The organism is Gramella sp. AN32 (assembly GCF_023718305.1).
Classification (GTDB): Bacteria; Bacteroidota; Bacteroidia; order Flavobacteriales; family Flavobacteriaceae; genus Christiangramia; species Christiangramia antarctica.
The window spans coordinates 15,845-41,637 of the sequence record NZ_QEYO01000011.1; the positions used below are offsets into that span (position 1 = coordinate 15,845).

Below are 25,793 nucleotides of genomic sequence, written 5' to 3' on the forward strand. Positions count from 1 at the left end.
ATTTCTTAGTATATCTTTTATAAATTTGCGCCATGGATTTTAATGACACGATCGTAGCACTGGCAACTCCCTCTGGAGCAGGGGCTATTTCAATCATACGAGTTTCAGGACCACAGGCAATACTCATAGTTTCGCCTGTTTTTAAGCCGAAAGGCAAAAAGGTATTAGCAGAACAGCCTTCCCATACCCTGCATTTAGGAAACCTTGTTGGCGGTCATCGAAATTTGGATGAAGTCCTGGTGTCCATATTCCGCGCCCCAAAATCTTATACCGGTGAAGAAACGATAGAAATCTCCTGTCATGGGAGTCCATATATTCAGCAGGAAATCCTTCAATTATTGATTAGAAAAGGCTGTCGTGCTGCGGAAGCCGGAGAATTTACACTTAGAGCATTTCTGAATGGAAAAATGGATCTAAGCCAGGCAGAAGCGGTAGCCGATCTTATTAATTCTGAAAATGCCGCTTCTCACCAGATGGCCATGCAACAGATGCGGGGTGGTTTTTCCAATGAAATCCAGAAACTGAGGGAAGAATTACTGAATTTCGCTTCTTTAATTGAATTGGAATTAGATTTTGCCGAAGAGGATGTGGAATTTGCCAACAGAGAACAATTTCAAAATCTTATCTCAAAAATTCAAACAGTCTTAAAAAGACTGATCGATTCTTTTGCCACCGGAAATGTTCTTAAAAATGGAATCCCTGTAGCCATTGTTGGAGAACCCAATGTGGGGAAATCTACGCTGCTTAATGCATTGCTGAATGAAGACAGAGCGATTGTATCTGAAATAGCCGGGACTACAAGAGATACTATAGAAGATGAAATAAGTATAGGTGGTGTTGGCTTCCGGTTTATTGATACTGCCGGCATACGCGAGACAAAAGATGTGGTGGAAAGTATAGGGATTAAAAAAACTTTCGAAAAGATAAGCCAGGCGCAAATCGTAATTTTTCTGCTGGAGGCCCCCTCTGCCCTTCGGTCATCCCTGCCTCGCCGGCAGGCAGGTCCCCCAAAGGGGGAGAAATTATCGGAAATATCAATTGAAATTGAGAAGATAAGGAATCGGTTTCCGCAGAAACCTATTCTTATCATTATCAATAAAATTGACAGGCTTTCGGAAAAAGAGTTGCAAAATTTAAAAACAGATTTGAATGTCAGCCTGAGCGGAGTCGAAGGCTCTCACTTCCTGCTCCTTTCCGCAAAAACCGGTGCCGGCGTGGAAGAACTAAAAAACAAATTGCTGGAATATGTAAATGTAGGCGCACTGCGCAACAGTGATACGATTGTCACCAACTCAAGACATTATGCAGCGCTGTTAAAAGCCCTCGAGGAAATCAATAAAGTCGAAGACGGTTTAAATGCAAATCTTTCGGGAGATCTTTTGGCAATTGATATTCGACAGGCACTTCTTCATTTTGGGGAGATTACTGGTGAAATCACCAACGATGATTTGCTGGGGAATATTTTTGCAAATTTTTGTATTGGAAAATAAACAGCAAATTTTATTTGATTTCAAATGATATCATTTGAATGTAAAATTCAATAATAACGGGGCTTTAAAGCGCCTTTCTTACTTCTAAATTTTTCCTTACTATGACTATTCTTTGATCTTTTTTGTACCTCGTTTGTACCTCGATGTTAAAATTTAGAATTCGAGATACAAAATTTGTACCCCGTATGGTTTTTTATTCTATCTTTTATGCAAATAAGATAGTTATGAAAATTAAACTCAGAAAAAAGAAGTTAGCATCTGGAAAGTATAGTCTTTATCTAGATTATTATAAAGGCACTTCAAGAGATGAGAATGGAAAGACAAAAGGTATTAGAGAATTTGAATATTTAAAGGAGTATCTCTACATAAGTCCAAAAAATGCTTTTGAAAAAAAGCAAAATGAAGAAACTCTTCTAAGAGCAGAACAGATTCTTTCCATTCGCCGGGCTGAATATGCCCAAGGCAAATATGGTATCAAGGATAGATCTAAGGATAAATTGTTGTTCCTAACCTATTATGATAAGTTAAAGGAAGAACGTTATGAGAGTAAAGGTAATTACGACAATTGGGATGCTGCTCAAAATCACCTTGAGAATTATATAGGTAAGAGAAAAATAACATTTGAAGATGTTGATGAAGATTTTGTTCTAGGCTTCAAAAAGTTTTTAAATCATAAATCCCGAACAAAATCAAATACTCCTCTCTCTCAAAATTCAAAATATACTTATTACAATAAATTTAAAGCAGCTTTAAGGCAGGCTTTTGATGATGGCTATACGCGAAGAAATTTCGCTACCACGGTCAAAGGATATACCCAGGGAGAAACTTCAAGAGAGTATTTAACCCATGAAGAATTACAAGCATTGGCTAAAGCCAGATGCAAATATCAAATATTAAAAAATGCATTTCTATTCAGCTGCTTAACCGGTTTAAGATGGAGCGATATCAATAAGCTTAATTGGGCCGAAGTTCGTGATGAAGAAGAAGGCTCCCGACTCATTTTTAAGCAGAAGAAAACTGCCGGACAGGAATATCAATATATTTCAGATCAAGCCAGGAACTTACTAGGCAAAAGGAGAAAGGAAAATGATCGGGTTTTCCAAGGTCTAAAATATGGAGCGCATTTTAATGCTGAAATCCTAAGATGGTGTATGCGGGCAGGTATCACCAAACATATAACTTTTCATAGCGCAAGACATACTCATGCCGTTCTCTTACTTGAAAATGGAGCTGACATTTATACCGTTTCAAAAGTACTTGGCCATAAAGAAATAAGAACCACACAGGTATACGCTAAAATTGTAGACAAGAAGAAAAAAGAAGCCGCCTATCTAATACCAGAGCTTCAGATGGATTATGAATTTTGATGTTTTTACATACTTGTCTACTCTTGCTTTTATCTATATCTATAGCCGTTTGGCCATTCATTATGCGCCCATAATCTTTTATTACTTTATTAATTCAAACTTCGGCATAACCGGATACCTGGAAAAACCACGAATTCTTTTTCACATATTCGGCCTAGGCTTTATGCACCTGATGTTTTCTTTTAATCAAACTTATAAAAGCTCAGATATACCAATCCAGTTATTAGTTCTCCTTGTATTTTCCTTAGGTGTTTTTTTCTGCCTCATTTCATGGGGAGAAAAATTTAAATCTTCTTTTTCAAATAAAATAAGAATCAAAGCTGCTAAACCTACCGCTAATTTCAACTTATCTATTTCAGATTTTCAAATAAACCGATTATATAATGAATTGGTCAGATTTGATCTCATTGACCAGGAAGAAACTTCTATGGAGGATTTTAAAAATGTTTTACTTAAAGATTGGAATAGTCATAGTTCAAAAATTCATTTGAAGATGGATGGTCCAACCTGCAGAGAATTCTTTGATGCCCTCATTAAAACATTTCCTAATAATTCAATGACATTGAAAAATCTATTTATCACCTCTGGATTAATTCTTAGACCTGATGGCAAAAAATATAATTACAACACTTTAAAAAATGCTCCTACTCGGTCTCCTATATCTAAGCAGCATGATGCATTGAAAGTGATATTCAAAAGTTTTAAATCTTAAGACAATTCATGAGGTTATTTTTTATTCCAGGGTTAGAATCATACTTTGGAAAATGCACAGTTAGAATATACATTCGTTAAATGCTTTTAGTTAGTTCTTTTATTTCTTCCATTATCCGATCAAACCGCATTTGTTGATCCTCATGATATAAATTTGCAATAATAGCTTCTTGCATATTCCCCCTATCCCGAATAGCTGCAAACTGTTCTTTCAAGTAATGTTGAACTTCGGGGTCAGATTCCTGTATTTGTTCTTTAAAATTAGAGATGTAATTAAGAAGATAAACAATATCTTCAAAATCGTGACTCATTCGGGGGTCACTTCCTCCCCTACCTTCAAATGCTGCAAATTTAGTTGCTAAAAAATATGGTAGGGTAAGAATTCTAATCTCAACCTTTTCTACTTCTTGGGTTATTGAGTTTTCGAATCCAGATGCAAACCAGGGATTTGCCGGAGCCCATCCAACCTCAGTAGTTGACATTACGTCTACTTTAATCTCTTTTAATCGAAATCTACAAATAACATCATCTTCCGAAGATTGCACAAAACCCTTGTCTTCAAGGGCCACACGTAGTTTTTCGAGCTCTCCGACATTTGCAATTTCTAAGGTAATATCAATATCTTTTGTTGGCCTTACATCCTCAGCCGCCGGATCGTCTATATATAGACTTACCATGGCTCCACCTACATAAACTACATCTTTATTCAGTTCACCCAATGCGACCGCAACCCGACCGGTAGCTTTGCGATTTATTATGGTATTTTTTAGCATAAACGATTTTTCAATTCTTCATTAGCTAGATTTTTTTCTCGTACTTTTCCAACTCTTAATACATCACAAAGAGACATTAGTTCATAGAATTTCTCATCTTTTAAACATGCTTCTGGAACGTTTGGATGTAATGGCTCAATTGATTGCCCTCGTAAATCTCCTTTTCCATATGGCCATACATATGCCTCCTGACTTTCTATAACCTTATTTAATGGCGGTGCCGAATGTGCCGTTGCTACTCCTCGCACCAATGCTCCAGGTTGCTGAGGATATACATAAGGTAATCCATATTGAAGAAAGTCAAGAATAGCTGTCTTCATTAAGCGTTTTTTATCCGGAAAAATTAATCTGGCAATTACCGACCTATTAATGCTTTCACTCACCTCACTGGCACTTATACCAAGCTCATAAGAAAGATCCTTCATATACCAAGTTTCATCCTGCTTTGCCGCAATTTTAAGAAGGATCACTATATCATGCGGTCTCATTCCGCTATGTTTCTTCATAGTCCTGCTATTTTAATTATAATCAAAAATAGCAATTATTTCTCAATTCGCGATTCGCGAATCACGAATCACGAATCACGAATTATATTATGAAAATTCTTTTACGGACTTCTGAAGTTAACAATTATTATTTTTTAACTACATCCTCAGATATTTTACATACCCCGCACCCATAGCATACAATACCTTTAGTTTCCCTTCCTAGTTTAGCTCTAGAATTCAACCAATAAAGGCGCAATCGTTCCTTTTCTAAACTTAAAAATTTCAATTATGGAAATACTAAAAATCCTTGAACAACTGGATCGTATTGAAAGACTGGTTCGTACCCACAAAAACGTCCTCAACTTTGAAGAAGCTTCAGAGTATACCGGAATCTCCCAGAGCTATTTGTATAAGCTAACCGCCAAAGGTGAGATTCCCTTCTCCAAGCCCAGGGGCAAAATGATCTTTTTCTCTAAAGAGAAATTGGATGAATGGCTGCTCTCTAATCAAAGAAAATCCAGAGATCAAGTGAAAACGGAGGCTTTGAATTATGCCTTTAGGAATAAGAAAAAGTTCTAATAAAGTAACTCATAACTATGGCTTCATCACATGACAAAATATACGGAGTTAAGGAACATAAGAAGAAAACCATCTACGATACAATAAACGAATATATGGTGGCTAAGTATGATATCAGATTTGATGAACTGGGACATGAATTCCAGATTTCTTTTAAGGCTCAAAATAAATGGGAGATACTTGAGACTAATTCCTTTTTAATAGAACTAGCTCAATCTAACATCGAGGTGAATCCTGCAAAACTGGAAATTTTTCTAAAATCACGGTTTATTCCCCGGTTCAATCCGATTTCGGAATATTTTAAATCACTGCCTAACTGGCACGGTGAAGATTATATAAAGGATTTAGCATCTTATCTTCCTTTGAAGGAACCGGAATTGTTTCAATATCACTTTAAAAAATGGTTGGTTCGCTCCGTAAAATGTGCGTTAGAACAGGATTACTTTAATAAGCAATGCCTTGTCCTGGTTCATCCGCAGCAGAATTCCGGGAAATCCACCTGGTGCAGGTTCCTCTCCCCTCCTGCCTTATCTAAATATTTTGCCGAGGATATGACAACTGATAAGGATGCCAGGATACAATTAACCAGAAACTTTCTAATTAATCTTGATGAATTATCTATTCTGGCAAAAAAAGAAATAAATGCCCTGAAGGCGTATTTCTCGAAAACCATGATCAATGAGCGGCTTCCTTACGAAAAGCGCAATACCATCCTGTACCGCACCTGTAGTTTTATAGGTTCCACCAATCGGGCAACTTTTCTTAATGATGAGACAGGATCGGTGCGATGGCTTTGTTTTGAGCTTGACGGTAAAATCGATTTTGGTTATTCCTTGAAGATTGATATCAATAAAGTCTGGTCGCAGGCTTATTACCTGGCCTATATAGATGAAAACTTTTATCCGGAGCTTACTATCAAAGATATCATTGAGAATGAAGAAAGGAATAAAACTTATAAGGAGGTCAGCATGGAGGAAGAACTACTCAGTAAATATTATACAAAGAGTAACGATCCTGCCGATTTTAAGACGGCTTCAGAGCTGGTCATACAATTAACCTGTATCAATCCCAGGCTTAATATGTACAATATGGGAAGAGCTTTAAAAGCCCTGGATTATGAAAGATTTAAACCGGCTAAAGGACGGGTGTATGGTTATCTCATCAAACCACTTTTCAAGGCCTCTCCTTCAGAGTTATTATAAATAATATTTACCCAATTACCCATATATACCTGAGACCTCTATAAATGGGGCTTAACCATGGGTAATTAGAAAAAATTAATAATGACCCAACTACCCGGGTAATTGGTAGATGGAAAAAAGTCATACAAACACCCCGGATCCCTTATTCTCAAAGGTATGGGTAGATGGGTCAATAAAAATAGAAAAAATGGACTTAAAAACTTTATCGTGGAGTAGCGCCCGTAATGTTTGCATCGTAAAAACACTTGCAAAATTAGGTCACTACCCCACCAGAACATCGGAAAAAGAAGCTTGGTTTCTGAGTCCCCTGCGGTCAGAAACACAAGCCTCTTTCAACGTTTCTTTATTTAAAAACCTATGGTATGATTACGGACTTGGAAAAGGTGGGAATAGCATTGACCTAATAATGACAATAAGGAACTGTTCTTTTAAAGAAGCTATTGAGTTATTATCCAACGGACCTTTTATTTTTTCTTTTTGCCCGCCACCTGTTATAGCTTCAAAGAACCAGGATAATAGTATTTCTATTGTTCGTAGCACTAGCCTGGATCATCCCGCATTAATTCAGTATATCCTGCAGAGGGGAATTCCATTACAAATTGCGCATACCTATTGTAAAGAGGTATGGTATAGAATTAACAGTCAGGAGTATTTCGCCATTGGGTTAGAAAATCATTTGGGCGGATGGGAACTTCGCAATAAGTATTATAAGAATTCCTCCTCTCCAAAATCATATAGTTTTATTAGTCATTCTTCAGATCGGTTACTGGTCACGGAAGGAATTTTTGATTTTTTATCCCTGGCGGTTATGAAGGCTGATCTGGTAAAAAACTCAGATTGTATTATACTTAACTCACTTGCCTTCCTTAAAGACATCAATGACCTGTTTGTTAAATATTCAGAAGTTGTATTATTTCTAGATAATGATGCTGCCGGAAAAAAAGCTACGTCAGCGCTTTTGGACTTTCATAATAATGTTACAGATGCCAGTGACATTTATACCGGTTATACAGATCTAAATGAAAAACTGATGAGCCATGTTAGGAAAGTATAATAAGAACGATAAGGTGAAATCGGACTTAAAAAGAGAAAAGGATCTCTTAAAAAAAGAGCAGGATAAGAAGGAACTTATTTTACCTGCAACAGCGTTAGAAGGGAATGCAAGATGTGTGCCTGTGGGCACAATCTTGATTACTCCCGATGGTCGCAATGAAAAAAAGGAGAGGTTTAAGGGGAAAAGTGAATTCATAAAATTCAGGTGTTCTATCTACGAAAAGAAGATGCTCAGGATAAGGGCAAAACAAAGTGGGCTTTCCTTAAGTGAATTCTGCAGAAGGGCGATCTATGAAAAAGAGATCAAGGAACGACTCTCCGATGACCAGATTGAGATCTATAAAACCCTGCTGAAGTATCATAACAACTTTAAGGCTATTGGGAATATGTTCCGAAAAAGAGATCCCAAACTCACCAGTGCAGTGTATAAACTGGCCGATGAAATAAAAATCCACCTTCAAAATTTAAACCAATGATTGGGAAAGGAAAAGCTATCGCTCACACCAAAGCAAGTATGGAATATGGTTGGAACCAGGAAAAGGATGCCCAGGTAGTTTATTCCCAAAATATCGCGGGAGAATCTCCCAATGAGATTACCAGGGAATTTAAACTGACCCAGGACCTGAATGATAATTGTGAAAAAAATACACTCTCTTTTATTATTAGCCCCACTATTGAAGATGGAAAGAACCTGGAAAAAAAAGAGCTCTCCAGGATATGTGAGAATTTCATGAAGGAAATGAAATTAGGTGATCGTCAGGCTATTGCCTTTGTGCATCAAAATAAACCTCATAAACATATTCACCTTTATGTAAACCGAATCGATTTTAACGGCAAGGCTTACAATGATAGCTTTATCGGTAAACGTAGTCAGCAGGCCGCGGAAAAAGTAGCCGAAAGAATGCGTCTTACCACCGTAAAACAGGTGCAATGGGAAAAAGAACATAACCTTTCGGCCATTAGAACAGAAATCAAGAGACGACACGATCTAACTATGAAACAGTTCATTCCGCGAACTTTTCAGGATTATATAAAAGGGATGGAAACAAACGGCGTGAAGGTAATTCCCTGTATCAATAAAGCAAATAAGCTCCAGGGCTTTCGGTTCGAATTTGATAAATACAATCTCAAAGGTAGTGAAGTGCATCGCTCGATGACCGGAGGTAACATCGGAAAAAAACTGGCTTCAGAGAAAAGTGTATCCAGCTTCCTAAAAGAAAATACACAATTGAAAATGGCTGGAAAAACGGTGGAGCTTTCTACCGGAATGCTAAAGGCTATAGCTAAAGAGGTAATCAAAAAAACGATCTCCAAAGGAATGGATATGGGAATGGGATTTTAAAAACCAAATTATGGCAAAACTAGAACAACTTAGTGAACTGTTAGTTTCAGAAATTGAACAGTTTGAAAAAACGGTAGATAAACTGCAGAAGATCCAGGAACAGAAAATTGGCATTGATGCGAGGGCTTTCGAATTATTGTTCAAACAACATCATGCAAAAGTGGAAGATCTCTTAAAAGAACATTCACTCCAAATGGAAAAACTGGGAGATTATCTAAAGGATGCAAAGGCATACCCGGTCTGGGCGCTGACCACTTTTACTGCATCGTTACTGGCTAATGGTATTTTGATTTATATACTGTTATTTAATTCCTAGAATGAAGAAGGCGGGAGGTGATGTAATAATCATCGTAGCGTTTTTTTTTATTTAAGAATAAAGAACCGACAAATGTCACTATATTTGTGTAAATTGTCGCTTATATGATAGTTGCATTCGATCCCAAAAAAGAAAGAGAAACCGTTGCCGAATGGCTCGAACTTAAATCACTTTTAACAGTAAAAGGAAATTCTTCATTTGCCTATTTAAAAATATTGAAGAATGGACTACATAGAAATTCAGTAAATTCTTTTATTAAACATTCAAACTTAACCAAGAAACAGGTTTCCAGGTTAATTCATGTTTCTGAGAGAACCTTACAACGAAAGTCTCCCGATAAACCGATGGATATCAATTCATCGGAACGACTAATAGAACTTACCCGCCTTTTTCACAAGGGAATCAATGTTTTTGGTAAAAAAGAAAAATTTCTTGCCTGGTTGGAGAGACCTAATAAATCTTTGGGCAATTCAAAACCTATTGATCTAATAGAAACGAGTATCGGTATCGATCTGGTTATGGATGAACTGGTCCGAATAGAGCATGGGATATTTTCATGATTGTCTATAGAATTGCAAAGAAAAAATGGATTAAGGATTTAAGTGGTACCGGTGCAAAGCTAACCGGAAGCCGATGGAATCCTAAAGGTTATCCGGTTATATATTGTGCTGCTACTTCCTCCCTGGCCATTTTGGAAAAATTGGTTCATGTGGATTTTGATCTGTTGCCGGATGATCTGTATATAGCTGAATTGGAAATCCCGGATGCTAAAATGGAAATACTAAAACCATCTGACCTTCCTAAAAACTGGAATAAATATCCAGCGCCGGATAAACTTAAGACACTTGGAAAACATTGGCTCATTCAAAATAAACATTTAATTCTTCAGGTTCCCAGTGCGGTAAATCCTAATGAAATGAATTATTTAATAAATGTGGCTCATCCATACATCGATAAAATTAAATTGAAGAAGACCTACCCATTTAAAATTGATGATAGGTTATTGAAGTAATATCGTTAAAATATGGTACTCACGCCTCCGTATATGTTTTTTCGCATTTAGTGAGTGTTATTAAAGACCTCACCTTGTGGGTGTACACGTCCCCACATAATTTATCCACCATAAGTTCAATACAGGCTTAATCGCCTTGTATTTTATTTTGGCCATCAGTTCATAATAATTCCAGTTCCTCTAATCTTTAGGGGAAGGGTTGTATATACTGCGTGCATTTAGTGAGTGTTATTAAAGACCTCACCTTGCGGGTGTACAAGCACCCTCATCATTGAAATTTAATCTACTATAAGTTCAATACAGGTTTTATCGCCTTGTATTTTATTTTGGCCATCAGTTCATAATAATTCCAGTTCCTTTAATCTTTAGGGGAAGGGTTGTATATGCTGCGTGCATTTAGTGAGTGTTATTAAAGACCTCACCTTGCGGGTGTACAAGCACCCTCATCATTGAATTTAATCCACTATAAGTTCAATACCGGCTTTGCTGGCCTTGTATTTAATTTTGGTCATCAGTTCGTAATAATTCCAGTTCCTTAAAAGAAATCCGTCTTCTTTTTTAGCAATTTCCATTTTATCTTCCTGGTTTAGCAAAATGAGTGTCCCCGCTTTATGTTTAATACAAAAATCAATTAGCTTTCGGCTGTATACATGCAAGCGGTTACTTACATAATTTTTTTCCAGTTCAAAGAATCTTTCCACTGCTTTTGTTTTACGTTTACGACCTTTTCCCGGTCTGCAATAGGTGGCCCCGCTTTGTGCCCTTTTTTGAGCAGCCTGTATGGCTAACCTTCTATATAGAAACTCTTCTCGACTGCCGATACTAAGTGTTGCTTTTCCAGATTTCACTATAATAGGATACTCAAGAGATAAAGAAGCTTCTGCAATTACTTCCGGTTTCAGGCTATGCTTTTCTTTCTCAAATTCAAATACGGCTAACAAATAAATTTTTTGTTTTTTCAGTTGAATTTTAGAGGTACATAGCTTGATTTTACCGGCTATTACCTGTTCCAGCAAGCTTCGTTTATCAGTATAATCCTTCCCTAAATACGTTTTCAGGGGAATGGAAAACAAGCGAAAACAGAATGCTTTTTTTTCTTCTTTATAAGATAATCCATGAATACCTATCGGTCCAAAAGGAAAAGCGATATTCCTTCTGAAATTTGCCAGGGAGCGTTCTCCTCTACTGTATTCCGGCAAGTTGTTACGAAAGTTATTGATTATATTATTGTTCAGGTTGGCTAAAATGTTAGTAGGAATTTCCCCTTTAAAACGATCGGATACCACCCGGTAGGTGCAGTTCATTTTTGACCGATTGAGTATGCCGTCTTCAGCTTTTTTTTCATCCGCCAGCCTATATCTTATTCCTTCCGATAAATAAAGGAATTCTTTGATCCTTTCTTGCACGTACAGATGTGAAACAATTAGATTAGCGGCCCTGAAGCTTCGGTTCTGCCAACGGTACAGCGTGTCATAAACCTCCTTTTTTTCTTCTTTGGTAGGGGCGTCCACCCGCAGTTGGATCTTTCGGGTGAGTTTTATGGTATCTTTTCCCATATTATGCCGATTCTAATTGCTCCTCATGTTTCTCCTGCAGCAGCTTATAGGCAGCCATAAATTCCCTGTGGACTTCCTTTTGAGAAAGCTTCAGTTCTTTGGCAATGGCAGCAAAGGAGTACTGCCTTTCTGTACGCAGTTGTAAGACCTTTTCCTGTTTCTCGGTTATTTTACCCTGTATCTTTACTAGCATTGGTTTAGGTTTTGAATCCAAATTGCTCCCTTGATGGATAATCTTTTTAATATCCTCGATCGCTCTTTTTACCTCGTTGCTGGTGTAGGTAATACTGGTTCCCATAGCCTGGGCAATGGCTTTATACTGAAAACCGTATTTTAAGCAGAGTTCAATTAAACGTCGTCTTTCGGGAGTAAGTAAAGGAAAGACACGGCTTACCCGGTCGAAAGCTTTTTGGTCGGTTTCCTGCCCCAGTAGATGCTCATCTTCTTCCTCCGGGTCATAAGCGTGCATATATTCCTGGTAGTTCTCATAATATTCTAACCTGCCTATGTTCCTGTAAAAATTATTCTTAGGTCGTGTATAGTAATAGGTACAATCCCTTTTCATCACATGGAGAAGGAAAAAGAAAATATGTTCTGCGTGTTCTATCCCGTCTCTATTCTCCCATAGCTTTAAAAAAGTATCCTGAAGGATGGTTTCTATAACAAATTTATCATCGATAGTTTGTTTACCCACCCAAAAGATACTCCGACTATACCTGGCATAGATGTGTTCCAGGGCATCAGGATGACCTTGTTTTAATAATTCGAAATTACACTTTGACATAAGAGATCGCTTTAATGTTCTATAGGCAATATTTTTCAACTCATAGGCAGATGGATTAAAACCATCTGAATTTGCAGCCTCTTGTAGGGATGAAACTGTGAAAATTTGGAAAATGTTCTTATTAATTCCTTGCGTTATTTAAACAAGAGGTTCAATAGAAATGCTAACTTTTTTCCCCGTAATATTCAAATATAAGCAAATAATGTAATCAATGGTACAGGTACCTTTGTTAAAATATTAAATATGTTTCTAATTGTAGTCTTAGAGATAAAGCGTGACTAGTAAAATAGAAACTTATATTATTGAAAGGGTAAGAGATAAAAGAAAAGAAAAATGTTTATCTCAAATGGCGCTATCTCAGAAGTTAGGATTAAGTGATAGTTTTATTTCTCATGTTGAATCAAAAACTCGACGCGCAAAATATAACATAATCCATCTAAACGAAATTGCATTAATATTGGAATGTTCCCCAAAAGATTTCTGGCCAGAAAATCCGCTATAATTTATTTCGTGCTATAATTTGTGAAATTTTCCCTACTGATTAGGATTATCTTAGATATATTTCTTTACGGTTTTCCGTAATCTTGTTTTATTTAGAATATTTAAATTGAACAAAACTGCGTTTATCTAGCCGAGTAGGATATTAAATTTATAAATTATTCGGAATAACGAGTTACCGCCAATGCTAAAAGACAACATAGCGGTTATGGATAAACATGAGCACCTACTTCATAGCTTTCTTAACGGGCTGACAAAAATATTAGTGGAGCAGCACCCAAAAAACGGGAGTAATCAAAAATCCATAAGAGTAGAAATATAAAATAATAAACAATGAAACTAAAAATCTTTTCAATAGTTTGGGCAGTAATATATCTTAGCTTCGGGCTCGGACTGCTTTTTATCCCTATTCAGCTCATGGCAATTTTTGGTGTAACACTTGACAGTGACGGCATCATGATGGCTCGCATACTCGGTGCAGCCTTGACCGCTTACGGCTTGACTTTTTGGCTGAATCGTAATCTCCCAGCGACAGACAAGGCTTGGCACAACCTTTTACTGACAAGTTTTATTTATAACATTGTTGTCATTCCTATTATGCTTATAGCGGTCCTTGACGGAGTGACTAACGCAATGGGTTGGATGCCTTTTGGACAGCATATTTTTCTCGCTGCGACTTTTGGCTACTTCACTTTTAGAAATTAACATTAAATAAAATTGACAGAGAAAGCGAACAACAAATACGAAGCAAAGGCGGAAACACCGTATTAAGTGGACAAATTTAATTTACCAATGGATTTATCTTAAAACTACCTTATCACAAAATTCTCTCCAATTCCCTTATATTTGTTGTATTCCCACCCTACAGGGATATTTTAATCGCAGCGAAATTATATAATACTGACTGCTTAATAAAAAAGACCAATCTACCCATACATGGCAAAAGCAGACATTGATTTTGAAAAAGAACTCTGGGATGCAGCGAACGAATTGCGCGGCGCGGTATCTGAGAATAACTATAAAAACTACATCCTTCCCCTTGTTTTCGTAAAGCACCTTAGCGAACGCTATGCCGTGGTGCGGGAGGAATTGAAGGAGCAGCTCAATGATCCTGAATCTGATTACTATACTACAGATAAAGAGGAGATCAATTACGTCCTGGAAGACCGGGATGAATACCGTTCTCGGAATACTTTTAAAATTCCTGAAACCGCTTCCTGGCAGTATTTGAAAGATAATGCCGAGCAGGATGATGTTAAGGTGAAGGTAGATGATGCCTTTGCTGTGATCCAGGAATTATTAACGGGCTATAACCCCCAGCTGGTGAATATTTTGCCGCGAATTTTTGTGCGGAGTGAACTATCTCCTAAACAAACCGGCGGAATTATAAACCTCCTCTCCCACCCTAAATTTTCTGAAAAGGAAAATCCCGAAAGCGATATCCTGGGCCGTATCTATGAATATTACATTGGCCGCTTTGCAATGGCGGAAGGATCAGGTGCGGGACAATTCTTTACACCCGGAAGTATTGTTAGACTGCTGGTGGAAATATTGGAGCCTTTCAAAGGCCGTATCTTTGATCCGGCTTGTGGGAGTGGCGGTATGTTTGTGCAGAGTTTGAAATTTATTAAAGAACACGGCGGAAACAAAAAAGACATCGCGATCTACGGGCAGGAAATGACTGCACAGACATTGCGATTGTGCCTTATGAACCTTATGCTGCGGGACCTTTCTTTTGATATTAAATTGGGAAATTCTTTGCTGGATGACAAATTCCCAAACCTGAAAGCCGATTATATCATTGCCAATCCGCCATTTAATGTGAGCAATTGGCATCCCGAAGATCTGCCCGATGGCGATCCCCGGTTATTTGGACCCAAAGAAGAATTTACTACAGATGGCAGCGCCAATTATATGTGGATGCAAACCTTCTGGCACCATTTAAGCGACACCGGGACTGCCGGAATAGTAATGGCAAACGGCGCGATGACCTCCAACAACAAGGGAGAGAAAAACGTGCGGCAGCATATGGTAGACAATTCTATGATAGATGCCATCGTTCGCCTGCCCGATAAGCTGTTCCTCACCACCGGAATCCCCGCCTGCCTTTTCATCCTGAGCAAGAACCGCGATGGAAAAGACGGCACCCACCGTGAACGCAATAACGAGATCCTGTTCCTGGACGCCTCCAAAATGGGCACTATGGCCAGCAGGAAATTGCGGGTATTTAGTGATGATGATATTAATAAAATTGCTGAAACCTACCACAAATGGCGCAATGTAACCCCGCAAGATGTCAGCCCGAGCGCAGTCGAGGGCTACCTTGACATTGAAGGTTTCTCTAAAGCAGCAACCATAGCCGAGGTTCAAAAACAAGATTACAAACTCACCCCAGGCATCTACGTAGGCACTGAAGCCCAAGAAGACGACGGAATTCCTTTTGAAGAAAAGATGGAGGGTCTCAAGACCCAGTTATTAATGCAGTTCGAAAAAGGAGAGGAATTGAAAGAAAGGATCAAAGCAAATTTTGAAAAAATAGTTTAAAATTAAAAAAATGGCCTTTTAGCATAGAAGAATACATTGAGCACATTGTTGCCTGTAATTTGAAAAAACAGAATTGACCTAAATGACACCAACACCAGAACAAGAAAAAGTATATAATTTTATAAAGTTCGATTCAAATCATGGAATTATTGATGCGGTTGCTGGCTCTGGAAAAACTACAACCATAATTGAAAGCATAAGTTTTGTTGACAAAAATAAATCACTTCTTTTTTGTGCATTTAACAAAAGCATAAGAGACGAAATTCAAGAAAGAGTTTTAAGAAAAGGTAATAATAACATTGTTGTCAAAAACTTACATCAACTTGGTTTTGAAATATTAAAATCAAACACAGAGCGTCCATACAATGTTAAGCAGCGAAAATACAACGAATTGATTGCAGGTTCTGTTGAAAGCTACAACAAAGAATCTTTCTTCAGGTATTTAAAACTTTACGATATAAGTTCTGAACCTGAAAATAGTTTTGAAAAAAGTCAGCTAACCAATTATTTCAATTCTTTCAAAAACAAACTTCTAGACTCGGTAGACAAATTTAGGTTGACATTAGCAAAAAACAATTTTTCAGACTTTAAAGAAATGGCAATTCATTTCAACATTATTGACCCAAATAAGACAAATGAAAAAATACTTGACAAGGTTATCGATATACTTTTCAAAGGAACAGAGCGTCTTTTAGCAGAAGGAAATAAAATTGCAAAAAGTCATAATATTATCGACTTGACAGATATGCTTTACTTACCAAAAGTATTTGAACTTTATCCTATTAAAAGTTATGATATTCTCTTTGTTGACGAATGTCAAGATTTATCAAAGGCTCAACTGGCTATTGCATTAAAATATGTTAAAAAATCGGGCCGTGTAATTGCGGTTGGAGACCCTTATCAATCAATATATGGTTTTACAGGAGCAGACATTGAATCATTTAGCAGGTTTGAAGATTTATTAAAAAATCATAATAAACTGACCTTGTCTTATTGTTTTAGATGTCCAAATAATGTAATTGAGTATGCACAAAATTTTAGAGCAGATATAAAGCCTTTTAAAGATAAAGATGGTGTTATTGAAAAACTTGAGTTTAACCAAGTTATTGAAGTTGCTAAAGATGGAGACTTAATGATCAGTCGAACTAAAGCACCTTTAACAACATTACTTTTTATTCTACTAGAAAATAACAGAAAAGTAAATATCCATCAAGACGATGTTAAAGAATTATTCAATGAACTTCGTTTTTTGTTTTCAAAACAAGAATTAAATACGAGAAATGTATTTAAAAACAGCTATAATTTCTTTGAAAAAATCAAAGAAAGAAACATTTATTTTGTTGAGCAAAGAGCAAAAAAAATGTCTAATAAATCATTAAAGGATGAATTTATAAAAGAAGAAACCGAATATATAGAGAGAAGAATAAATTTTCTACAGAAACAATCCTCTATTCATTTAGATGTTTCAACAATAAATGAATTAGTAAAAAGAATAGAAGGACTGGTAACTGAAAGTGAAGAAGCAATTAAGCTATCAACAATTCACAAAGCTAAAGGTCTTGAAAATAAAAGAGTTTTTATATTGGATTATGATAAACTACCAATGAAGAAGGACAATCATAAACCTTGGGAAACAGTTCAAGAAAACAACCTAAAATATGTAGCACTCACACGAGCTAAAGAATCACTGTTTTTAGTAAATTCTTTAAAAGAAGATGTTGAAACCGATGAAGGAAATTTATTTGATGAATTAGATGATATATGGTAAAAGAACTACAATTACTCATATCCGAGACATAAGCGGTAATTTCAAAACGAATAGCAAGAATATAATATTGAAAAAGAAATAAATGGATAAAGGCGCTCACTTTTACAGATGCGATTTTCAGGTACATAGCCCTAGAGATATAGCTTATACTGGAAATAAATATGGACTTAGTTCTGAAGAAATTGAAAATATAACACCTGAACAAAAGGAAAAAATTACTTTAGAAAGGGAGCAGTTTTCGAAAGAATATTTACAAAAAATTAGAGAGGCTGGATTAAATGCAATTGCGATGACTGACCATCATGATGTTGTATTTGTTAAACAGTTAAGAAAAGTTGCGGAAATACAAAATCAAGAATTTAAATCAAATTCAGAATTCGATAAAGTTATTACTGTTTTTCCAGGTATTGAAATGAGTTTGGCAAATCCTGTAAGCCAATGTATTATCATTTTTGACTCTGACTTCAGTGATACCAATTTGGATTCAGTAATAAACTTTTTTGGAATCAATCCAACAAATGAATTTGAAAAATTTACTACACCGACTTTAAAAATATCACAGACTGTAGTCAATGACTTAGTTCATTTACATGAAAAACTAAATGAACTAAACTACTGTAAAGGAAGATATGTAATCTTACCAAATGTTGGGAAAGGTGGAGAACATACAATAATGCGAAGTGGTTTTCATGAGCATTATAGAAAAATGCCTTGTGTAGGAGGGTATGTTGACAAAGCTATTTCAACTGAAAGTGGTTATCAAAATAAAATTAATGGTGGTGATGTTAATTATGGCAACAAGTCCATAGCATTAATTTCTACGTCAGATAATCGGTATGAAGACGGCAGAGAATTTGGCAAATATTCGACTTGGATAAAGTGGGCTGAACCAACTGCCGAAGCTATTAAACAAGCCTGTCTGGCTAAAGAATCTAGAATATCCCAAGTAGAACCTGAATTACCGCAAATTTTCATTCAATCTGTGGATGTAACTATATCAAAATTTTTAGGAACATTCAATATTAACTTAAACCAACAATATAATGCACTTATTGGTGGAAGAGGAACAGGTAAATCTACAATTCTTGAATATTTAAGATGGGGATTGTGTGACCAAACTATTCAGAACTCTGATTTTGATGAATTAAGTATTATAGAAAAAAGGAGGAAAGCTCTAATCCAAAAAACGCTTTCTGATGTTGGTGGTGAAGTACGTATAACTATGGTAAAGAATGGAATACTGCATATAGTTAAGCGGAATTCACAAACGAGAGAAATATTGTTAAAAATTGGCAACGGAGATTTTCAACAAGTCAAAGAGGATGATGTTAGGAAGGTTTTACCTATTCAATCCTATAGTCAAAAGCAATTAAGTGATGTTGGAGTAAAAACCGAAGAATTAAAGAGGTTCATCGAACAACCCATTACCAATAGTTTAGGAACAATTAAATTTAAATTAAGTGAAACGGGAACAAAACTTAAGAATTCCTACAATCAATTAATTAGAAAAAAAGAGATTCAGCAAGAAATTGACAATTTTAATCTTGAATCAAACTCTTTAAATAATCAAGCAGACAATATCCGAAAATCACTTAGAGGTGTTTCTGAAACAGATCAGCAAACAATTAATAAAAAATCAAAATTTGAAATAGAGGATTCGATTATCTCTAATTCAAAAAATGAATTGCAGATTTTTGAAAATAAAGCGGATGAACTTTTAAAACTATTGGAAACTTATCCTGAACCTTTAGGAAGTATAGAGGAATTGGAAAATAAAACTTTGATTCAAGAAATTTCCAATGAAGTAGACTCTAAATTTTCAGAGATAAAGGTTACAGTTCAGGCTTTTAAAGAAATCTTTAGTTCTGAAAAATTAGCTACACTCAATAACAAGATTAAAGAATGGACTGAGAAGAAAGCAGCATTTGAAGTCGCATATGAACAAGCAAAAAATACATCTCAATCGAGCCAACAACAATTATCAGAGATTCAAAATATTGAGAAAAGAATTAGTGAGATTAGTAAAATAATTTCTGATAGAACTTTACTAATCAAAGAGATTGGTACACCTGAAGAAGAATTTGATGAACAGAAGCTAAATTGGCTTAATTATCATACAGAAAAGGTTTCGCTATTAAATGAACAAGCTCTAAAATTCACAGGACTTTCCAAAAACCTTATAAAAGCAGAGGTTACAAAAAGTATAAATCTTTTGCCATTAAAGACACAACTCAAGAGCATTTTTGAAGGCACACGAATAAGAGAAGAAAGAATAGATGCCATTATAGAGAGCATCAGGGAATCGGCTGACCCAGTTAAAGAATACACTGATATTCTTGAGGAGTTTAGATTATTGGCTGAACTAAAGGTTTCTGAAGACAAAACATTGGCAATTCCTGAAACACCAAAACTAACAAGCTGCGGTTACAGTGAAGAACATAAAACCAAACTCTGCAACAAGTTAACTACTGATGATTGGCTAAGACTTTCAGTCAGTGAATTAGAATTTAATCCTGAATTCTTTTACACAACCAATAACCAGCTTGGGGATGTCATCCCATTTAGAGAAGCGTCTGCGGGCCAACAGGCGACTGCATTACTTACTGTCCTTCTAAATCAACCCGGAATTCCACTTCTGATAGACCAACCTGAAGACGATATTGATAATAGAGCAATCGATCAAATAATCAAAAATATTTGGGACGCAAAGAAAAAAAGACAACTAATTTTTACTAGCCACAATGCAAACCTTGTTGTTAACGGAGATGCAGAGCTTGTGATTTGTTGCGATTATAAAGATTCTACAAGTCAGACTAGAGGAATTATTAAAGAAGAAGGTGCAATTGACAAAAAATTAGTTAGAAATGAAATCACATCAGTAATGGAAGGTGGAGAAAAAGCATTTAAGCTTCGAAAAGACAAGTATGGATTTTAAAAAAAACACCGAATTTAAACTGGACTACTCAATAAATGGAAATAGTATATATAACAATCACCGGCCTAAGTATTATAGCATCAATTTTAGCTTGGGTTGCGAAAATAAGATGGAGTTCGGAATTTCGTGAAGCTAAGAAAGCCCAAATTGAATCAATTCAGGAACAAATAAAAGTCTTGAAAGAGAGAAATGAAACTCTTAAAGAATTGACTTCCGAGAAAATTATGGGGCATTATTTAAGCACTAAAGAAGGACTTGAATCCTTAAATAATAAAATTCTTGAGGAGAAAAACGAGCTTCAGATTAAAGTGGATGAAATGGAAACTGAAATTGAGAGGCTGAGAGAAGAAAATAAAAACTCGATTAAATTACCAGATTTTAGTCAACTTCAAAATATGTCATTTCAAATAGAAAATTCGCTTAAGAGTTTCACCGAAAACTATGCTATTCAATATAATGAACTTTCTAATTCATTAGAAAAAATGAAGAATTTTGACTTTGTGATTGAGGATAAGGACAACTTTTATATAATTGAAACCAAGAAAAAAAGGAAAAAATAAAAATTACCGCAACTTGGGTTAAACCGGATGTTAAAAAATAAACAACAACTAATGCCAGAAAATTGGAAAACATATAAACTTGGAGAAGTTGCAAATTTATCAACTGGTTTTGCTTTCAAAAGTAAAGATTACCGTTATTCAGGAGAATTAAAAGTAATACGTGGTAAGAATATTACCGAAGGTTATTTACGATGGGGCGATGATAGTCGTTACTGGAATAATTCAATGAAAAAGCTGGATAAATATGTAGTAGAAGAAGGAGATATAGTTATTGGTATGGATGGTTCTAAGATCGGTAAAAACAGAGCTATTGTAAGAAGTCAAGATCTTCCATCAATTTTAGCCCAACGAGTGGGGCGTGTAAATGCTAAACCAAAAATAGCTGAGCAAAAGTTCCTTTGGCAACTTATTAATAACAAAATTTTTGAAGAATACATTGACAACGTTAAAACTGGAACTTCTATTCCACATATTAGTCTAACTCAAATTGGAAATTTTGAAATTAAACTCCCTCCTCTACAAGAACAAAAAACCATCGCTTCCATCCTTTCCGCTTTAGATGATAAGATCAAGCTCAACCTTCAGATGAACCAAACTTTGGAAAAAATGTCAATAGCACTATACAAGCATTGGTTCGTTGATTTTGGGCCTTTTCAGGATGGGGAATTTGTAGATTCAGAATTGGGAGAAATTCCGAAGGAATGGGAAGTGAAAAAAATTAAAGAAGTTGCAGAGGTTAATTCTAAGTCCATAAGTAAAAATGCAAAAGTTAAAATCATAGAGTACATAGATATCGCTTCTGTTGAAGAAGGTTGGGTAGAAAATATTAAACCTATATTATTTTCCGAAGCTCCGAGTAGAGCACGTCGAATTATTTCAGACGGCGACATAGTATGGTCCACAGTGAGACCAAATAGAAAGTCCAGATTTTTAGCTTTAGGTTTTAATAACCGCACTATAGTTTCAACGGGATTTGCTGTTACTTCGCCAAAGACGGTTCCATATTCCTTTTTGTATCCTTACACTTGCACAGAGAATTTCGTGGACTATTTGATTTCCAGAGCGACAGGATCTTCATATCCAGCAGTAACTGGGAAAGTTTTTGAAGAAGCAAAACTCGTAGTTCCAACTCAAAATATATTGGAAAAGTTTAATGAAATAGCTGAACCTCTTTACCTCCAATTCTCAAAAAACAATATAGAAAACCAAACCCTAACCCAACTCCGCGACACCTTATTGCCAAAACTCATCAGCGGGGAAGTCCGCGTGAAAGATGCGGAGAAAACCTTATCTGAAATTCTATGACACAAATGATCGAGATTACGGTGCAAAAGGCTGCCATAGAGTGCCTTCAGGAGTTGGGGTACACCTATAAAGAAGGCAATTCCCTGCAGCGGGACTTAAAAAAGGTGGTGCTGGAGGAGGACCTTCGTGAATTTTTAACAAATTCCTATCCCGATGTTCCGGCAACCGCCATCAATGAAGCGCTTTCAGCTTTTACCCAACACGAGGGAATGGATCTCGATCACCGCAACCGCGATTTTCATCTTAAAATGACCCAGGGGGTTTCCATTACTTGGAAAGATGCATCGGGCAAAGAACAGGCCCGGCACCTCTACCCTATCAATTACCGGGAACCTGAGAAAAATACTTTTGTGTGTGCAGATGAAGTAAAGATCATTGGCAAGAACAGCCGCCGCACAGATCTGCTCGTTTTCATCAACGGACTTCCGCTCATTGTTTTTGAATTCAAGAATATGTTTGATCCCGAGGTGGGTGTGGAAAACGCCCACCGGCAAATTGGGCATTACTTTCAGGATATTCCGCAGCTGTTTGATTACAATGCCATCACGGTAGTTTCAGATGGGCTGGAAACCCTGCACGGGATGTACAACTCATCCCTAAAGTGGTTTGCTCCGTGGAAAAGTCTGCACGGGGATGATCTTCAGCAGAAACAGGAACTGCAGCTGGAGACCTTGCTGAAGGGATTATTTCCGAAGAAAACCTTATTGAATTACCTGCAAAACTTCATTTTCCACGAAGACCACAACGGGAAAATAGTCAAAAAAGGCGCAAAATATCACCAGTATTGGGGCATTAAAAAAGCGGTGGACTCTGCGGTAGAAAATATAAAACCCAAGGGTGACGGTCGGCTGGGAGTGATCTGGCACACCCAGGGATCGGGTAAAAGCATTTCGATGGCCATCCTTACCGGGATCCTCAGGCAAATGCCCGAAATGAAAAATCCCACCATCCTCATCCAGGTAGACCGCAATGACCTGGACCAGCAACTCTATGAGAATTTTGTGCTGTGCAAAGACCTGGTGGGCCACGTGCAACACGCCGATACCACAGATGAGCTGCGGGCCCTTCTGAGCACCGATGGCGGCGGCGTGATCTTTACCACCATTGAGAAATTCCGCTTAAAAGAACTGGCTTCGGGAAAAGAGCTCTCCCACCCGGTACTTTCTGAACGTTATAACCTGATCGTGATGGCAGATGAAGCCCATCGCACCCAGTATGGATTCCATAGCGGCGGCTTTGCGCAGAACATCAGACGTGCTTTGCCCAATGCCTCCTTTATAGGCTTCACCGGAACTCCCGTAGATGGCAAAGATGCCGATACCCAACAGGTATTTGGCCCCACCATTCACACCTACGATATCAAACAGGCCGTGGAAGACGGTGCCACGGTGCCCATTTATTACGAGCCAAAAATGGTTCCGCTCAACATCAAAGCCAACTATAATAAGGAGCTGGATGAAATGGAAGAAGATGAAGACGAGGAGAACAATGCCGTTTGGGCAGCGATAGAAGATGCCGCCGGGGCTGCTGACCGGGTGGAAAGAGTTGCCAAAGATATCCTCACCCATTTCAGGGCGAGAACAGAAAGCCTGGAAGGCAAAGCGATGATCGTGTGTATGAGCCGCAAGAACTGCGTAAAAATGTACAACGCCCTCACCGCGCTGGAAGCTTGTCCTGAAGTAGCCGTGATAATGACAGGAAACATCAGCAAAGATCCTACAGACTGGAATCCTCACGTACGCACCAAAGATGCGATGGAAGCCATAAAGAAGCGTTTCCGCACGCCTGAAGATCCTTTACAAATGGTGATTGTTCGCGATATGTGGCTCACGGGCTTTGATGCCCCTTGCGCCCATACGATGTATGTGGATAAAATAATGAAAGGCCATAACCTGATGCAGGCCATTGCAAGGGTGAACCGGGTTTTTAAAGACAAACCCAACGGACTCGTAGTAGATTTTATAGGAATTTCCGGCTTTTTGGCCGAAGCCACCAAGAAATACACCGGCGGAGGTGGGGAAGGAAAACCCACGTTGGATCTTGAAGCCGCGGTAAAAATATGTCTGGAGCAGTTTGGAAAAGTGAAGGATTTGATTGGTGATTTTTCTGCGGAAAGTATTAATTCAATGTCCGATATGGACAAGATGAAATGGTCCAGCGGGATAGTAAATAATCTTTTAAAATCTGATGTCGTTACCGATGCTTTTTTGCTCGAAGAGCGAAAGCTGGCAGAGCTGGTGGCAATGACCAGTTCAGATTCCCGCATCTGGAAGATCCAGGAGGAAGTCGGCATCATTCAGAAGATCCGCCAAATTATAAGAAAAATCAAATTTCCTCCCGGTCCGCGCAGGGAGAAGAATGAAAAGATAAAAGACCTGATAAGCAAATCCCTGGAATCGCAGGAAATTGTAGACCTGGCAAAAATGTACAACCTGGATAAGATCGATATTTCCATAGTAGACGATAGGTTCCAGGCCATTGTAAAGGAAAAAGGCGACGAAAATATCAAAATGGAATTGCTGCGCAGGATCATCAATGACGAGATACGGGTGCGAATGCCCAAGAACATCCGCAGGATGCGAAAACTGAAAGACGAGCTGGAAAAGGTGCTGAGCAACTACCACCGGAATTCTTTAGATTCCATAGCCGCCATCAAACACCTGCTTGATATCGCCAATGAATTCCAACAAGATGATATCAGGACCAAGCAACTCGGTTTAACCGAAGATGAACTGGCTTTCTATGATTTGTTATCTGCCAACGAAAAGTTGCTCAACCAAACCGGACCCATCCAGGACCTGGTGCATACAGTAGTAAACTCCGTCAAGAAAAACCTTCAACTCGACTGGACTAAAAAGGAAAATGCCAAAGCGGCTATTCGTTTGGCTGTTAAAAAAGAACTTCGCGGAAAAGTTCCGTTCTCTGAATTGGATACACTTTTGAAAGAAGTTATTGAACAAGCCGAAGGTCAATATAAAGATTGGCCGTTGGAGGCTTAAAACTTCGGAATTCACTTTAAAAGTAAATTGTATTATTTTTTATTAAATTCACAAAAGACTAAATATTTGATAATATTTTTTGATTTATTTTAAGATGTTAGAAATGGGTTTGTACCTGGATTACACCTCGATTTCTCCTAAACCCAGTAAATCCGGGAACTGAAAACTTCTGTATTGGAAAATAAACAGCAAATTTTATTTGATATCAATTAACAAGAAGAACTAATAGCTGGATTGGTATATCTGAGCTTTGATAAGTCTGATGAAAAGAAAACATCAAGTGCATGAAGCTTAGTCCGATCAGATGAAAAAGAATTCATTGTTTTTCCAGGTATCCTTATGACGAAGGTAGAATTAATGAAGTAAAAAAAGATTGGCGGAATCGTAACCGGTTATTTTATCGCCACGAAAGCTTCAGCCATTGCCGTAGTTTACTCGTTTATACTTCCTGCAGTTTAAAAAACAATTTTAAAGATGTTTCCCTTATTTTACTGGAGACTGTAAAACTTCG

General features: G+C 37.2%; 22 protein-coding genes. 18 read left to right on the forward strand and 4 right to left on the reverse strand.

Going from position 1 to position 25,793, the window contains the following annotated elements:
- Window positions 1-32: 32 nt before the first annotated feature.
- The 3 genes from mnmE to DHD80_RS12755 all read left to right on the forward strand — a co-directional run bounded on the left by mnmE (window position 33) and on the right by DHD80_RS12755 (window position 3,569).
- A complete protein-coding gene (gene mnmE, locus DHD80_RS12745) occupies window positions 33-1,490 on the forward strand; it encodes a tRNA uridine-5-carboxymethylaminomethyl(34) synthesis GTPase MnmE (RefSeq protein WP_251741692.1) in 1,458 nt (485 codons plus the stop codon).
- Between the two features lie 224 nt (window positions 1,491-1,714).
- Window positions 1,715-2,857 carry a site-specific integrase gene (locus DHD80_RS12750; RefSeq protein WP_251741694.1) on the forward strand — a complete coding sequence of 381 codons (1,143 nt, stop codon included), beginning with the start codon at window positions 1,715-1,717 and terminating at the stop codon, window positions 2,855-2,857.
- 172 nt (window positions 2,858-3,029) lie between these two features.
- Window positions 3,030-3,569, forward strand: a complete 540-nt coding sequence (locus DHD80_RS12755) for a hypothetical protein (RefSeq protein WP_251741696.1) — start codon at window positions 3,030-3,032, stop codon at window positions 3,567-3,569.
- 76 nt (window positions 3,570-3,645) lie between these two features.
- Here the strand turns inward: DHD80_RS12755 and DHD80_RS12760 are convergent, their stop codons facing one another.
- Window positions 3,646-4,341, reverse strand: a complete 696-nt coding sequence (locus DHD80_RS12760) for a nucleotidyl transferase AbiEii/AbiGii toxin family protein (protein ID WP_251741697.1) — start codon at window positions 4,339-4,341, stop codon at window positions 3,646-3,648.
- Window positions 4,335-4,847 (reverse strand): hypothetical protein, encoded by a 513-nt coding sequence (locus tag DHD80_RS12765; RefSeq protein ID WP_251741699.1) that lies wholly within the window; start codon window positions 4,845-4,847, stop codon window positions 4,335-4,337. The genes DHD80_RS12760 and DHD80_RS12765 overlap by 7 nt, the downstream gene beginning before the upstream one ends.
- A gap of 270 nt (window positions 4,848-5,117) precedes the next feature.
- Between DHD80_RS12765 and DHD80_RS12770 the strand changes: the two genes are divergently transcribed.
- From DHD80_RS12770 to DHD80_RS12805, 8 genes are all read left to right on the forward strand, one after another.
- The gene (locus DHD80_RS12770) at window positions 5,118-5,408 is read left to right on the forward strand and encodes a helix-turn-helix domain-containing protein (protein WP_251741701.1); all 291 of its coding nucleotides are present in this window, start codon (window positions 5,118-5,120) and stop codon (window positions 5,406-5,408) included.
- 17 nt (window positions 5,409-5,425) lie between these two features.
- Window positions 5,426-6,610: a virulence-associated E family protein gene (locus DHD80_RS12775; protein WP_251741702.1), complete on the forward strand. Its 1,185-nt coding sequence runs from the start codon at window positions 5,426-5,428 to the stop codon at window positions 6,608-6,610.
- A gap of 187 nt (window positions 6,611-6,797) precedes the next feature.
- The gene (locus DHD80_RS12780) at window positions 6,798-7,664 is read left to right on the forward strand and encodes a toprim domain-containing protein (protein ID WP_251741704.1); all 867 of its coding nucleotides are present in this window, start codon (window positions 6,798-6,800) and stop codon (window positions 7,662-7,664) included.
- On the forward strand, window positions 7,648-8,139 hold the full coding sequence (mbpA, locus tag DHD80_RS12785) for a mobilization protein MbpA (RefSeq protein ID WP_251741705.1): 492 nt from the start codon (window positions 7,648-7,650) through the stop codon (window positions 8,137-8,139). The genes DHD80_RS12780 and mbpA overlap by 17 nt, the downstream gene beginning before the upstream one ends.
- Window positions 8,136-9,005 carry a relaxase/mobilization nuclease domain-containing protein gene (locus DHD80_RS12790; RefSeq protein ID WP_251741706.1) on the forward strand — a complete coding sequence of 290 codons (870 nt, stop codon included), beginning with the start codon at window positions 8,136-8,138 and terminating at the stop codon, window positions 9,003-9,005. Before mbpA ends, DHD80_RS12790 begins: the two co-directional genes overlap by 4 nt.
- 10 nt (window positions 9,006-9,015) lie before the next feature.
- Complete coding sequence (locus DHD80_RS12795; protein WP_251741707.1) at window positions 9,016-9,321, forward strand: DUF6730 family protein; 306 nt, start codon at window positions 9,016-9,018, stop codon at window positions 9,319-9,321.
- A 104-nt stretch (window positions 9,322-9,425) separates the two neighbouring features.
- On the forward strand, window positions 9,426-9,881 hold the full coding sequence (locus tag DHD80_RS12800) for an antitoxin Xre/MbcA/ParS toxin-binding domain-containing protein (protein ID WP_251741708.1): 456 nt from the start codon (window positions 9,426-9,428) through the stop codon (window positions 9,879-9,881).
- Entirely contained in the window at window positions 9,878-10,333 is a 456-nt protein-coding gene (locus DHD80_RS12805) for an RES domain-containing protein (RefSeq protein ID WP_251741709.1), read from the forward strand. Before DHD80_RS12800 ends, DHD80_RS12805 begins: the two co-directional genes overlap by 4 nt.
- A gap of 455 nt (window positions 10,334-10,788) precedes the next feature.
- On the opposite strand, the gene DHD80_RS12810 is transcribed toward DHD80_RS12805, so the two are convergent.
- The gene (locus DHD80_RS12810; RefSeq protein WP_251741710.1) at window positions 10,789-11,889 is read right to left on the reverse strand and encodes a hypothetical protein; all 1,101 of its coding nucleotides are present in this window, start codon (window positions 11,887-11,889) and stop codon (window positions 10,789-10,791) included.
- Between the two features lies 1 nt (window position 11,890).
- Complete coding sequence (locus DHD80_RS12815) at window positions 11,891-12,673, reverse strand: sigma-70 family RNA polymerase sigma factor (RefSeq protein ID WP_251741711.1); 783 nt, start codon at window positions 12,671-12,673, stop codon at window positions 11,891-11,893.
- Between the two features lie 831 nt (window positions 12,674-13,504).
- Between DHD80_RS12815 and DHD80_RS12820 the strand changes: the two genes are divergently transcribed.
- The 7 genes from DHD80_RS12820 to DHD80_RS12850 all read left to right on the forward strand — a co-directional run bounded on the left by DHD80_RS12820 (window position 13,505) and on the right by DHD80_RS12850 (window position 25,282).
- Window positions 13,505-13,876, forward strand: a complete 372-nt coding sequence (locus tag DHD80_RS12820; RefSeq protein WP_251741713.1) for a hypothetical protein — start codon at window positions 13,505-13,507, stop codon at window positions 13,874-13,876.
- A gap of 231 nt (window positions 13,877-14,107) precedes the next feature.
- The gene (locus tag DHD80_RS12825; protein ID WP_251741714.1) at window positions 14,108-15,715 is read left to right on the forward strand and encodes a class I SAM-dependent DNA methyltransferase; all 1,608 of its coding nucleotides are present in this window, start codon (window positions 14,108-14,110) and stop codon (window positions 15,713-15,715) included.
- A gap of 82 nt (window positions 15,716-15,797) precedes the next feature.
- Window positions 15,798-17,483, forward strand: coding sequence for an ATP-dependent helicase (locus DHD80_RS12830; RefSeq protein ID WP_251741716.1), 1,686 nt, complete (start codon window positions 15,798-15,800; stop codon window positions 17,481-17,483).
- A gap of 82 nt (window positions 17,484-17,565) precedes the next feature.
- Entirely contained in the window at window positions 17,566-20,418 is a 2,853-nt protein-coding gene (locus DHD80_RS12835) for a TrlF family AAA-like ATPase (RefSeq protein WP_251741718.1), read from the forward strand.
- Window positions 20,419-20,453: 35 nt separating this feature from the next.
- A complete protein-coding gene (locus DHD80_RS12840; protein WP_251741720.1) occupies window positions 20,454-20,978 on the forward strand; it encodes a hypothetical protein in 525 nt (174 codons plus the stop codon).
- Window positions 20,979-21,005: 27 nt separating this feature from the next.
- Window positions 21,006-22,283: a restriction endonuclease subunit S gene (locus tag DHD80_RS12845; RefSeq protein ID WP_251741721.1), complete on the forward strand. Its 1,278-nt coding sequence runs from the start codon at window positions 21,006-21,008 to the stop codon at window positions 22,281-22,283.
- Window positions 22,280-25,282 carry a type I restriction endonuclease subunit R gene (locus DHD80_RS12850; protein WP_251741723.1) on the forward strand — a complete coding sequence of 1,001 codons (3,003 nt, stop codon included), beginning with the start codon at window positions 22,280-22,282 and terminating at the stop codon, window positions 25,280-25,282. The genes DHD80_RS12845 and DHD80_RS12850 overlap by 4 nt, the downstream gene beginning before the upstream one ends.
- Window positions 25,283-25,793: the final 511 nt, after the last annotated feature.